This window comes from Candidatus Sodalis sp. SoCistrobi, from assembly GCF_900143145.1.
Lineage (GTDB): Bacteria > Pseudomonadota > Gammaproteobacteria > Enterobacterales > Enterobacteriaceae > SoCistrobi.
Genome location: NZ_FRDB01000076.1, coordinates 1 through 12,192, shown reverse-complemented (window position 1 = coordinate 12,192; position 12,192 = coordinate 1). Strand labels below are relative to the sequence as shown.

Below are 12,192 nucleotides of genomic sequence, written 5' to 3'. Positions count from 1 at the left end.
CGGCGACTCCTACGATAATGCGATGGCAGAGAGTATCAACGGGTTGTACAAAACGGAGGTTATCCACCGCGGGAGCTGGAAAAACCGGACGGAAGTGGAGTTGGCCACGCTGGACTGGGTGGACTGGTACAACAACAGAAGGCTGCTCGGGCGGCTGGGTTACATCCCTCCTACTGAAGCCGAAATGAACTATTACGCTTTGCAATTAGCATCAGAGGAAGCGGCGTAGTATTGCCAAAATTACTCTCTAATAAACTCGGGGTTATTCACCACGGCAACGATATCCGGGTTGACGCTGTCCATTGCCGGGCAAAACTGCACCCAACAGGTGAAAGCGGGTACCGGCAGGCTGGTACTGCTGGTCGTGTGACCCGGACGTTTTAGAGCATAGCGGCCTCAACAGCCCAAACGCCGCCGCAAAGCCGTCCTCGAAGGGTTAGCGGCGGCATGGAAGGTGAATGGCCTGTCTTTGTACCCGGGTGAGGCCAGGGCGAGGGCGCACCGCACCGTGATCGCGCCTGAGCTAATGGTGCAATTGGCCGAGCAGGCGCAGGAGGAAAGCCGGCCACAGCCGGGCGGTTTGTGCAGTGCGCTGACTCCCGCCTGATAAGCGCTTACGATGTCGATGCGATTGGAGAACAAAACCACGGCGAACATGAAACCACTTTTCAGCTTCCCTGCGTCATGCACCGCCTCGTCGACGGCCTCGGGAGGCCGGCGGTGGGGAAATCCAGTGCGTGCTCACAGGCCCGGCGGTGCATTAGAGCTGACGCACCGGCTGCGGTGCGGTTGAGAGTCTTGCAGATACGTTGGGGTGGCGGGCAGGCCCGGGAGGCCTGTAAATTCTTTCGCGGTCATCTACAGCCTATTAGAAACCCTTTTCAGTTGTGAAAACCTGTGATGTGCCGGCCGACGCGCGCAGGGTCGTAGGGTTGGGAACTGGCGGCGATGCTAAACGGTGTTGGCCGATAGAGAGGTTAGGGGTGTTGAATTAAGGGGGGATTAGTGTTACAGAAGTCTAAATGTATTGCCCTCTAGTCATGTGCCGCAGGACACAGGGAAAAGCACGTCAGGCAGGCGAAAAGAACCTCAGCGTTAGTTCCCGGAAAGATAAAATGGTGTTTAAAGGAGCTCTTAATAAGCGGGGAAGCCCCTTATCCCCGATGGGGTAACTCTTTATTGGGTTCCCATTATGTTGTCATTGTTAGTTATTCCAGATTCATTTTTTGGAATAAAATCATCCTGATCATTTATCTCTCATTTCACGGGGCTGACCAGTGAGAGTGAGTCGCGTCTAACACCCTGTTAGTGCGTGTTTTTGTATTCGGAAACGCGCCGGGACAGTGCAAAAAGGCGAAAACCCCCACCTACCCGGACGCCGTGCGCCCGCCGCATGTCGCGAAGTGTCTCACAGCAAGTGATGAAGGCGCAGCGCCGGTAGGCGTAAAATGCTATGCTGATGCGTTAAAACAGATGCTAACTTTGGGTGTACACCTCACACATGCAGTTGTTTATTGCCGAAAAACCCAGCCTGGCCCGCGCGATCGCCGATGTTTTGCCTAAGCCCCATCGGCGGGGCGATGGCTATATTGCCTGCGGTCCTGATCACGTGGTGACCTGGTGTATTGGTCATCTGCTGGAGCAGGCGCAGCCTGATGTTTATGACGGTCGCTATGCCCGCTGGTCGCTGGCGGATTTGCCTATCATCCCGGAAAAATGGCGGCTGCAGCCGCGGCCCTCGGTGCAAAAACAACTGAAGGTGATTAACACGCTGCTGGCAAAGGCTGAGCAGGTTGTCCACGCCGGTGACCCGGATCGCGAAGGGCAATTGCTGGTGGATGAAGTGTTGGATTATCTGGCGCTTGACGAGGTTAAACGCCGGGGCGCCAAGCGCTGCCTGGTCAATGATCTTAATCCCCAGGCGGTAAGTAAGGCGGTGAGCCGCCTGCGGGATAATAGCGAGTTTGTGCCGCTATGCGTGTCGGCGCTGGCGCGCGCCCGTGCCGACTGGCTGTACGGTATCAATATGACCCGCGCTTACACCTTGCTAGGTCGAAACGCCGGCTATCAGGGCGTTTTATCGGTAGGAAGGGTGCAGACGCCGGTGCTGGGGCTGGTGGTCAAGCGGGATGAAGAAATTGAACATTTCGTACCTAAAACCTATTTTGAAGTCAAAGCTCATATCGTGACACCGTCACAGGCGCGTTTTACGGCCCTGTGGGTGCCGAGCGATGCCTGTGAAAGCTGGCAAGATGAAGAAGAGCGTTTACTGCATCGTCCGCTGGCGGAGCATGTCGTTGCCCGTATTAGCGGGCAGCCGGCGTACGTCACGTTGTATCAAGATAAGCGCGAGTCGGAAGCGGCGCCGCTGCCGTTTTCGCTGTCGGCGCTGCAAATAGAGGCTGCCAAACGCTTCGGCCTGAGCGCACAGCAGGTGCTCGATACCTGCCAGCGGCTGTATGAAACCCATAAGCTCATCACCTATCCCCGCTCCGATTGCCGTTATTTGCCAGAGGAGCATTTCGCCGGGCGCCAGGCGGTGCTGGCCGCCATTACCGCCCATCAGCCCGGGCTGATGACGCCGGGTCAACTGGATACCGACCAGCGCAACCGCTGCTGGAACGATAAAAAGGTAGATGCCCATCACGCCATTATTCCCACCGCCCGCGCCAGCCGCGTCACGCTTAACGACAGCGAGCAGAAAATCTATGCTCTGGTGGCGCGTCAGTATCTCATGCAGTTTTGTGCTGACGCGGTGTTTCGCCGCTGCACCATCGAGCTGGAGATCGCCGGGGGCAAATTTGTCGCCCGGGCCCGTTTCCTTGCCGAGGCCGGATGGCGCGCACTGTTGGGCGCGAAAGAGCGGGATGAGGAAGACGAAGGCACGCCGTTGCCAGTGGTCGCCGAAGGGGATGCGTTGCTTTGCGAGCGCGGGGAGGTGGTGGCGCGTGAAACACAGCCGCCGCGGCCGTTTACCGATGCCAGCCTGTTGTCGGCCATGACCGGCATTGCCCGTTTTGTACAAGATAAAGCGCTGAAGAAAATTCTGCGCGCCACCGACGGCCTCGGCACCGAAGCGACGCGCGCCGGCATTATCGAGTTATTATTCAAGCGCGGTTTTCTGTTCAAACAAGGGCGTTACATCCACGCCAGCGACACCGGCCGCGGTTTGATCCATGCGCTGCCGCCAAGCGCCGCCAGTCCAGACATGACCGCGCAGTGGGAGGCGTCGTTAACCCAGATAAGCGAGAAGCAGTGCCGCTATCAGGACTTTATGCAGCCGTTGACGCAAACGCTGCAGCAGCTTATTGGGCAGGTACGCCAGCAGCCCGCGCCTTCATCGCTGCGGGGGCTGCCGCCGGCGAGTGAAAAGCCGGCCCCCAAGCGTGCGCGGCGTAAGCGTCAACCCCCGGCGTCCCCCGCCAGCCGGCGTCCGCCGGCCGGGAGTGCGGCTTAACCTCCCATGCGGGGGCAAGACCGCGCGTTTATTAGGGTCTCTGTACGTTCCGCAACAATACCTGCCCGTCGGCCAGTCCGCGTGCGATATTCAGGGTGTCGTGGCTGGCGTTTGCTATCTGCAGGGTGCGGCTGAGCTCGTGGTGATCAGGGCACGTCGACAGGCGGATTATTCGCGCGCGCATTTTGGGCTATCAGCGCTTGGATCAGTGGGGCATCCGCCGGCGCCAGGGGCATCGCCAGTGCGCTGGCGGGCGAAAGCCACAGGCATTCACTGTGACAGTGTAACTGCGGCTCGCCGCTAAAATGCGTGACACGCCAGCCGTATAGTACAATTTCCCGCCCCCCGACCACATGGCGCTGGCTGGCGACAAATGCGCCAATATGGGCGCGGAGGGATAATTCTTCTAACAGTTCACGCCTAAGCGCCTGGGGCTGCGTTTCCCCCGGCTCGACTTTCCCGCCGGGGAGCTCCCATAACCCCGGCTGGTCGCCGCTGTCGTCGCGCCGGGCCAGCAGTAGGGCGCCATCGCGCAGAATTAACCCCGCGACGACCGTCAGCGGTTGCAAGGCAGTCACAAAGCAAAATCCGCCCACACCGGTGCATGATCGGACGGTTTGTCCATTGCGCGGATGGCGTAATCGATGCCGGTCGCCCGGACGGTCGCCGCCAGCGGCTTCGAGGCCAGCAGCAGGTCGATGCGCAGGCCACGGTTTTCATCAAAGCCGCGCGAGCGATAGTCAAACCAGGAGTAGCGACTATCGTCGGTCGGGTTGGCTTGGCGGTAAGTGTCTACCAGGCCCCATGCCAGCAGGTGCTCCAGCCATGCCCGCTCCTCCGGCAAAAATGAGCACTTACCGGTGCGAAGCCAGCGTTTACGGCTCTCTTCGCCGATTCCGATATCTAGATCGGTGGGGCTGATATTCATATCTCCCATAATCAGCAGCAGGGATTCGCCGTGGTGGCTTTGCTCCACATAGTCCTGCAAATCGCGGTAGAAAAGGGCTTTAGCCGGAAATTTAACCGGATGGTCACGGCTTTCGCCTTGGGGAAAGTAGCCGTTAACCACCGTCAACACGCCTTTCGGCGTGAGAAAATCAGCCATGATAATGCGGCGTTGCGCCTCTGCGTCGTCGGTAGTAAAACCGCGACGGACGGCCAAGGGTTTCTCGCGGCTGAGCAGCGCCACGCCGTAGTGGCCTTTCTGCCCGTGATAATAGACATGGTAACCGTGGCGCGACACCTCTTCGAGAGGGAACATATCGTCGTGAACTTTGGTTTCCTGCAGACCGATGACGTCCGGCTGCAGCGTGGTGATAATGGCTTCAAGCTGATGCGGGCGGGCACGTAGCCCGTTGATATTGAATGAAACAAACTTCATCTTCTGCGCCAGGTGAGAGTATTTCGGCCGATGTTAGCAGAAACCGCTTGCTAAGGAAACGCGCGTCAATAGTCTCACGGCCCGGGAGCATGGTCAGCGGGAAGTGTATTGGGAGGCTGGTGGGGTATAAGAGGGCTTCGGCGCGTTGCGCCTCACTTCTGCGGGCCGATGCTGCGCATCGTTGTCTCGCGCTGCTCGACGCGAACCTAGGTCGAAGGTTCTCACCTTCCCCCCAGAGCTCAGGGAAACGGGAGCGCAGCGTGTAAACGGGCGTTTTATTCAGATGGTGGTGGGGGAAGGATGATTCGGCGCGTTGCGCCTCACTCCTGCGGGCCGATGCTGCGCATCGTTGTCTCGCGCTGCTCGACGCGAACCTGGGTCGAAGGTTCTCACCTTACCCGCGAAGCTCAGGGAAACGGGAGTGCAGCGTGTAAACGGGCGTTTTATTCAGATGGTGGTGGGGGAAGGATTCGAACCTTCGAAGTCTGTGACGGCAGATTTACAGTCTGCTCCCTTTGGCCGCTCGGGAACCCCACCTGAGCGAAAACATACAATCACGCGTCAAGCGGGGCGCATCATATCAAATAAAGCGGCGCTGTAAAGCGCTAACGCGCGCGCCCCGATTCTTTTGCCGCTTTTTTCTCCAGCCGCGCACAAAATTCGCCCGACGACGGCGGGCTGGTCGCACGCGGCCGTGCGCGGACTTAAAAAATCACGGTCCGGTTGCCGTAAACGAAGACCCGCTGCGCAAGCACGCGGTACAACGCCCGGCTCAGCACATTTTTTTCGACATCCCGGCCCGCACGCATCATATCTTCGGCGGTGTAAGTATGATCGACGTGAATCACGTCCTGAATAATGATAGGGCCTTCATCCAGGTTGTCGTTGACGTAGTGCGCGGTGGCGCCGATGATTTTCACCCCGCGTTCATAGGCCTGATGATAGGGCCGCGCGCCGATAAACGCCGGCAGGAACGAATGGTGGATATTAATAATTTGATTGGGGTAATGACGAACAAACGCCGGCGTCAGCACGCGCATGTATTTCGCCAGCACCACATAGTCGGGTGCGAAGGTGTCAATCAGCGCCATCATGCGCGCATCATGCTCTTCGCGGCTGAAACCGTCGTGGCTGACCAGGTGAAAGGGAATATCAAAGCGTTCCGCCAGCGCCCGTAGCGTCTCATGGTTGCCGATCACCGCGGCAATCTCCACATCGAGGCCGCCATAGGCGCTTTTCATCAGCAAATCACCCAGACAGTGGGCTTCTTTCGTCACCAGCACCACGATGCGCCGCCGACCGGCATGATTGAGCTCCCGCATCGTCCCCGCCGGAAGGACCTCGTCCAGATCGGCCAGTAGCGCCGCATCATTGAATTGCCCCTCCAATTCGGTGCGCATAAAAAAGCGGCCGGTATGGTGGTCAACATACTCGTTGTTCTGCACGATATTAAGCTGATGCTTGAAGCAAATGCTGGTGATTTGCGCAATCAGGCCTTTCGCATCCGGGCACAGGGTGCGTAATACTTTTCTTTGTACATTTTGCGACTGCATTGACTTGCGGATCCTGTCCTGTCTATGAAGTTTTGCCATGAAACGGCCCGCGAGAAACATTGGCCGGATTATTGTCCACAACACTTTTTGTATTTAAAGCCGGACCCGCACGGGCACGGCACGTTTCTGCCGGGTACGATATGCCGGCCGTCAACATAATACCAGCGTTCATTGAGGCGGACAAAGCGGGAACGTTCATGAATAAAGCCGTTGCGCCGCTGACGCTCATTGTAGAAACGCGCCAGGAAGGTCACATAGCCCCAATTGCTATCCTGACCGGCGGCGCATTCCTGCACTTCCAGGCCGCGCCAGCGGGTAGTGTGAAAGCCGGCCGTGATGTCATCGCGCCACGCCTCGGCGCCGGCTTCCGGGTGCCAGGTGGCTATCAGATAATTGACATTGTGTAAGACATAGGCGCTGTAGCGTGAACGCATCAGCTGTTCAGGCGTCGCGGGCAGCGCGCCTTCGATAGACGGGGCGCAGCAGTCGGCATAAAGCTTACCGCTGTCGCAGGGGCAAAGTGAACGCACGGTACTCCCAGGTAACAAGTGGTGTCCAGACCCGACACGGCTAAACACGCAGACAAAAAGGTATTTTACTCCTATCGACCGCGGCCGCGACGCTTTTGCCAAAAAACAGCGGAATTAATGCCCGGTGGGCGTCGTCAGGGCAGGTTTTCCCCTTAATCGGTGGTTAACCCTTGTCAAGCCGGCGCGAAAGCTCCATCATTTTGCACTGCAAAGATGCAAATTTCCCTAAGGGCGACTACTCTCCTAGGAGGTGCATCGGGATTAAAACGTCGCTGGCAACAGCGTCATGGCCGTTAAATGGGGTAGCAATGGGGCCGTAGGGATAGCCGGGCGCCAAGTTTATTGACTATGTGAGCGGATGAAAAACCAGCAGCAGAACAAACAGCCCCTGTCATTACTTATAAGCAAAAGTGGTGTGTTTCAGCCACTGTCGGAAATAAGCGGAGGAAGGGGTTTCAATGGCCAAGCCGTTAGCAAACAAATTAGTTCTAATCATTGAGGACGAGGCGGTTTTTCGATCCGTGCTGAAGCAATTCCTTCTGACACTTGGGGCTGATGTCGTCGAAGCCGATCAAGGGCAGCATGCGTTGGACCGATTGACGTCCATTCGACCCGATCTCATCATCTGCGATCTGGAAATGCCGGAAATGAACGGTCTGACCTTTGTTGAGCGTTTTCGCGCGACCGATACCGCCACGCCGATCCTGATTGTTTCCGGCACCGATCAGATGACCGATATCGCCCGGGTTCTCAGACTCGGGGTGCAAGATGTCCTGCTCAAACCGGTAGAGGATTTCGCCCGCCTGCGTGAAACGGTTTTGGGTTGCCTTTACCCCGATATGTTTACCTCCAAAGTTGATGAAGAAGAGCAACTGTTTCAGGACTGGGACGCGTTGAGTCAGCATCCGGGCGCCGCGGCCAAACTGCTCAAACAGCTGCAGCCGCCCGTGCAGCAGCATATCGCGCACTGCCGGGTCAACTATCGCCAGCTGACCATGGCGGAACAACCGGGTCTGGTGCTGGATATCGCCGCGCTTTCCGATCACGATTTGGCCTTTTATTGTCTTGATGTTACGCGCGCGGAAGAAAAAGGCGTCTTGGCGGCGCTGTTACTGCGGGCGTTGTTCAACGGTTTATTACAAGCGCATCTGGCCAACCGCGCCCACCGACTGCCGGAATTATCCACCTTGTTAAAACAGGTGAATCAACTGTTGCGTAAAGCCAATCTGGAAGGACAATTTCCTTTATTAGTAGGCTATTATCATCGCGTCATGAATAATTTAATTTTGGTTTCAGCCGGCCTCAACGCGACGTTGAATACCAATAATCAGCAGATCCAGCTTAATAGCGGTGTGCCGTTAGGCTCGATGGGTAATGCCTACCTTAATCAGGTCAGCCAACACTGTACCGCCTGGCAGTGCCAGGTCTGGGGCGCCGGCGGCCGTCTGCGACTGATGCTCAACACCGATTGACGGGCAAACGCGCGTCGACTTTCGTTTAGAGAATAATCAAGTTAATACCTTTTAACCCTCACTATTGGGTAATTGTCCTATTTTAGACTGAACGCCCATTATTCCACGGGTTTCCCATGCCGAAACTGATATAATCGAAAAGTTAAACATATTATAGAGATAAAATTTTATCTTAACGAACGAGAGGTGGTTCATGTCTGCTATTACGACCAAAGTGAGAAAAGCAGTAATCCCGGTGGCGGGATTGGGCACACGAATGTTGCCGGCAACCAAAGCCATCCCGAAGGAAATGCTTCCCCTGGTGGATAAGCCTCTGATTCAGTATGTGGTGAATGAATGTATCGCCGCAGGCATCAATGAAATCATCCTGGTGACCCACTCTTCCAAGAACTCCATTGAAAACCATTTCGATACCAGCTTTGAGCTGGAAGCGATGCTGGAAAAACGCGTCAAGCGGCAGCTGCTGGCTGAAATTCAGGCGATTTGTCCGCCGCATGTTACCATCATGCAGGTTCGTCAGGGGCTGGCCAAAGGGCTTGGTCACGCGGTATTGTGCGCACATCCGCTGGTGGGTGATGAGCCGGTTGCGGTGATTTTGCCCGACGTGATTATCGATGAATATGAATCAAACCTGAAAACCGAAAATCTGGCGGAGATGCTAAAACGCTTTGAAGATACCGGGCGTAGCCAAATTCTGGTCGAGCCGGTGGAAGATGTCACCAGTTACGGCGTAGTCGATTGTCAGGGTGCGACCCTCAGCCCGGGCGAAAGCGTCGCAATGGTTGGCGTGGTCGAAAAACCGTCGGCGGAAGAAGCGCCGTCGAATTTGTCCGTGGTGGGCCGTTATGTCCTTTCCGCCGATATCTGGGCGCTGTTGGAAAAAACCCCGCCGGGAGCCGGCAATGAAATCCAGTTGACCGATGCCATTGCGATGCTGATGGATAAAGAAACCGTCGAGGCTTATCACCTGAAGGGGCTGAGTCATGACTGCGGCAACAAACTGGGTTACATGCAGGCGTTCGTTGAATATGGTTTGCGTCATGAAAGTCTTGGCAAAGAGTTCAAAACGTGGTTAAAAGACGCCATTACACAATAAGACGCTGAAGTTTTTGGCTATACATTGACACAGACCAGGATCTACCAACATGAAAGTAACGGTTTTTGGTATCGGCTATGTCGGCTTGGTGCAGGCTGCGGTTTTGGCCGAAGTGGGGCACGACGTGCTGTGCGTCGACGTGGATGAGCGCAAAGTCGAGAATCTGAAAAAAGGCGTGATTCCCATTTATGAACCGGGGTTGACGCCGCTGGTGCAGCAGAATTATGAATCCGGCCGGCTGAAATTTACCACGGACGCGCAGGCCGGCGTCAATCATGGGGTGATGCAGTTTATTGCGGTGGGCACGCCGCCGGACGAAGACGGCTCGGCAGACTTGAAATATGTCACCGCCGTGGCGCGCACCATTGCCCAACATATGCAAGATCACAAAGTTGTCCTGGATAAGTCCACCGTGCCGGTCGGTACCGCGGATAAAGTCCGCGCCGTGATGCAAGAAACGCTGCAAAGCCGTAACAGCACGCTGACCTTCGATGTGGTGTCCAATCCTGAGTTTCTAAAGGAAGGGGCGGCGGTGGCAGACTGCATGCGCCCTGAGCGTATTGTGGTCGGCACCGACAACGAGGATGTGGTGGACTTGCTTCATGAGCTGTATGAACCGTTCAACCGCAATCACGACCGGATGATCCTCATGGATATCCGCAGCGCCGAGCTGACGAAATATGCCGCCAACTGTATGCTGGCGACCAAAATCAGCTTCATGAATGAAATGTCCAATCTGGCGGAACTGCTGGGGGCGGATGTAGAGAAAGTGCGCCAGGGGATTGGTTCCGACTCGCGCATTGGCTACAGCTTTATTTATCCGGGCTGCGGCTATGGCGGCTCCTGCTTCCCGAAAGATGTCCAGGCGCTCATCCGCACCGCCGAGCAGATCGGTTATCAGCCTAAGCTGCTGCAGGCGGTTGAAGCTGTCAACTACCAGCAAAAAGACAAATTGCCCGTCTTCATCCGCCGCCATTTCGGCGATGACCTGCGCGGTAAAACCTTTGCACTGTGGGGCCTGTCGTTCAAGCCCAACACCGACGACATGCGCGAAGCCTCAAGCCGGGTGTTGATGGAAACGCTATGGGAGGCGGGGGCGACCATTCAGGCTTTCGATCCTGAAGCGATGAATGAAACCCAACGCATCTATGGCCACCGTGACGATCTGCAACTGATGGGCACCAAAGAAGCCGCCTTGCACGGCGCCGATGCTCTGGTTATCTGCACCGAATGGCAGAACTTCCGCGCGCCGGATTTCGATGTCATCAAATCGGCGCTGAAACAGCCCGTTATCTTTGATGGCCGTAATTTGTACGATCCGGAACGCCTCGCCAATCGCGGCTTTGTCTATTATGGTATCGGCCGCGGCGCGTCGCTTGCTTCTCATTAATAAGAGACCACGATGAAATTTCTGGTCACCGGCGCCGCCGGTTTTATCGGCTATCATGTCAGCGGGCGTCTGCTCGCTGACGGTCATCAGGTGGTCGGCATCGACAACTTGAGCGATTACTATGATGTGTCGCTGAAACAAGCCCGTCTTGACGACTTACAGGGTTACGACGCTTTTCGCTTTCACAAGCTGGATTTGGCGGACCGGCAAGGCATTGCCAGCTTATTTGCCCATCAAGGGTTCGAGCGGGTGATCCACCTTGGCGCACAGGCCGGGGTACGTTATTCGCTGGAAAACCCGCTGGCCTATGGCGACGCTAACCTTATCGGTCATCTCAATATTCTTGAGGGATGCCGGCACAATCAGGTGCAGCACCTGCTGTATGCCTCCTCCAGTTCGGTTTATGGTCTCAACCGCAAGTTGCCTTTCTCGACGGATGATACCGTCGATCATCCGGTGTCGCTGTATGCGGCCACCAAAAAAGCCAACGAGCTGATGGCGCATACCTATGCGCACCTTTATCAGTTGCCTACCACCGGCCTGCGCTTTTTCACCGTTTATGGCCCCTGGGGGCGCCCGGATATGGCGTTGTTCAAGTTTACCCGGGCGATGCTCAACGGTGAGCGTATCGATGTCTATAACGGCGGCGAGATGCTACGCGATTTCACCTATATCGACGATATCGTGGAAGCTATCGTGCGCCTGCAGGCCGTCATTCCAGCGCCGGATGCCGGCTGGACGGTAGAAACCGGTTCGCCGGCGGCGAGTTCCGCGCCTTACCGCGTCTATAATATCGGTAACAGTCAGCCGGTGAAGCTGATGGACTATATCGAGGCGCTGGAAGACGCGCTCGGCATTCAGGCAGAAAAAAATCTGCTGCCAATGCAGCCCGGTGATGTGCTGGAAACTAGCGCGGATACCCAGGCGCTGTATCGCGCCATTGGCTTTAAACCGCAGACGCCGGTGGCGGAAGGGGTGAAACATTTCGTAAAATGGTACCGGGATTATTACCAGCGTTAATGTATGGCCCTATCAGCAGAGATGACAGCGGCCCGTTGGCCGCTTTTTTTTCTTCAGGGGATAAAACGACCCGCGCGGGCTATTGCGGCGCTGTCAAGGGTATATCACGCGCGGCGTGCCGGCAGGGCGCCGACAAGACGAAGCGAGCAGGGAAAGGCCAACAGGGTGAATCACCCCGGATAAATTAGAGTCTATACTTTAAAAGTGGAGGTCTCTATGACAACGACCAAACGTTACTCTCCGGAAGTCCGTGAACGGGCAGTTAATCTAGTGCTGGAAACTCAGCATGAGCA

General features: G+C 56.3%; 10 protein-coding genes, 1 tRNA gene and 2 other RNA genes. 6 read left to right on the top strand and 7 right to left on the bottom strand.

The annotated features are described in order from the left end of the window. Together CINSTRO3249_RS07130 and CINSTRO3249_RS07120 are read left to right on the top strand one after the other, a co-directional pair. A partial coding sequence (locus CINSTRO3249_RS07130; RefSeq protein WP_143146879.1) for an integrase core domain-containing protein occupies positions 1–229 on the top strand: 229 nt, incomplete at its 5' end. 1,272 nt (positions 230–1,501) lie between these two features. After that, positions 1,502–3,457 (top strand): DNA topoisomerase III, encoded by a 1,956-nt coding sequence (locus CINSTRO3249_RS07120; RefSeq protein WP_074012757.1) that lies wholly within the window; start codon positions 1,502–1,504, stop codon positions 3,455–3,457. Positions 3,458–3,603: 146 nt separating this feature from the next. On the opposite strand, the gene CINSTRO3249_RS07115 is transcribed toward CINSTRO3249_RS07120, so the two are convergent. From CINSTRO3249_RS07115 to CINSTRO3249_RS07085, 7 genes are all read right to left on the bottom strand, one after another. Continuing rightward, on the bottom strand, positions 3,604–4,026 hold the full coding sequence (locus CINSTRO3249_RS07115; RefSeq protein WP_125933135.1) for a pyrimidine (deoxy)nucleoside triphosphate diphosphatase: 423 nt from the start codon (positions 4,024–4,026) through the stop codon (positions 3,604–3,606). Positions 4,027–4,031: 5 nt separating this feature from the next. Then, positions 4,032–4,838 carry an exodeoxyribonuclease III gene (gene xthA / locus CINSTRO3249_RS07110; RefSeq protein WP_074012755.1) on the bottom strand — a complete coding sequence of 269 codons (807 nt, stop codon included), beginning with the start codon at positions 4,836–4,838 and terminating at the stop codon, positions 4,032–4,034. 117 nt (positions 4,839–4,955) lie between these two features. After that, positions 4,956–5,082, bottom strand: a non-coding RNA gene (locus CINSTRO3249_RS07105) — RtT sRNA. A gap of 40 nt (positions 5,083–5,122) precedes the next feature. Next, a non-coding RNA gene (locus CINSTRO3249_RS07100) (RtT sRNA) lies at positions 5,123–5,252 on the bottom strand. 38 nt (positions 5,253–5,290) lie between these two features. Continuing rightward, positions 5,291–5,375, bottom strand: a tRNA-Tyr gene (locus CINSTRO3249_RS07095). A 167-nt stretch (positions 5,376–5,542) separates the two neighbouring features. Then, positions 5,543–6,391, bottom strand: a complete 849-nt coding sequence (purU, locus tag CINSTRO3249_RS07090; RefSeq protein ID WP_074012754.1) for a formyltetrahydrofolate deformylase — start codon at positions 6,389–6,391, stop codon at positions 5,543–5,545. A 68-nt stretch (positions 6,392–6,459) separates the two neighbouring features. Then, positions 6,460–6,921, bottom strand: coding sequence for a YchJ family protein (locus CINSTRO3249_RS07085; protein WP_074012753.1), 462 nt, complete (start codon positions 6,919–6,921; stop codon positions 6,460–6,462). Between the two features lie 458 nt (positions 6,922–7,379). Here CINSTRO3249_RS07085 and rssB point away from each other — a divergent pair, with 458 nt between their 5' ends. The 4 genes from rssB (at position 7,380) to CINSTRO3249_RS07065 (ending at position 11,899) form a co-directional block, all read left to right on the top strand. Then, complete coding sequence (gene rssB, locus CINSTRO3249_RS07080; protein ID WP_074012752.1) at positions 7,380–8,393, top strand: two-component system response regulator RssB; 1,014 nt, start codon at positions 7,380–7,382, stop codon at positions 8,391–8,393. A 193-nt stretch (positions 8,394–8,586) separates the two neighbouring features. Next, entirely contained in the window at positions 8,587–9,489 is a 903-nt protein-coding gene (gene galU, locus CINSTRO3249_RS07075; RefSeq protein ID WP_074012751.1) for a UTP--glucose-1-phosphate uridylyltransferase GalU, read from the top strand. 49 nt (positions 9,490–9,538) lie between these two features. Further along, positions 9,539–10,879 carry a UDP-glucose dehydrogenase family protein gene (locus CINSTRO3249_RS07070; protein WP_074012750.1) on the top strand — a complete coding sequence of 447 codons (1,341 nt, stop codon included), beginning with the start codon at positions 9,539–9,541 and terminating at the stop codon, positions 10,877–10,879. Positions 10,880–10,891: 12 nt separating this feature from the next. Beyond that, positions 10,892–11,899: an NAD-dependent epimerase gene (locus CINSTRO3249_RS07065; protein WP_074012749.1), complete on the top strand. Its 1,008-nt coding sequence runs from the start codon at positions 10,892–10,894 to the stop codon at positions 11,897–11,899. Positions 11,900–12,192 lie beyond the last annotated feature (293 nt).

What these genes read in the sequence shown, in the direction of transcription:
- CINSTRO3249_RS07120 (WP_074012757.1), top strand. Translation starts at nt 1,502, where the DNA reads ATGCAGTTGTTTATTGCCGAAAAACCCAGCCTGGCCCGCGCGATCGCC.
- xthA (WP_074012755.1), bottom strand. Translation starts at nt 4,838, where the DNA reads ATGAAGTTTGTTTCATTCAATATCAACGGGCTACGTGCCCGCCCGCAT.
- purU (WP_074012754.1), bottom strand. Translation starts at nt 6,391, where the DNA reads ATGCAGTCGCAAAATGTACAAAGAAAAGTATTACGCACCCTGTGCCCG.
- rssB (WP_074012752.1), top strand. Translation starts at nt 7,380, where the DNA reads ATGGCCAAGCCGTTAGCAAACAAATTAGTTCTAATCATTGAGGACGAG.
- galU (WP_074012751.1), top strand. Translation starts at nt 8,587, where the DNA reads ATGTCTGCTATTACGACCAAAGTGAGAAAAGCAGTAATCCCGGTGGCG.
- CINSTRO3249_RS07070 (WP_074012750.1), top strand. Translation starts at nt 9,539, where the DNA reads ATGAAAGTAACGGTTTTTGGTATCGGCTATGTCGGCTTGGTGCAGGCT.
- CINSTRO3249_RS07065 (WP_074012749.1), top strand. Translation starts at nt 10,892, where the DNA reads ATGAAATTTCTGGTCACCGGCGCCGCCGGTTTTATCGGCTATCATGTC.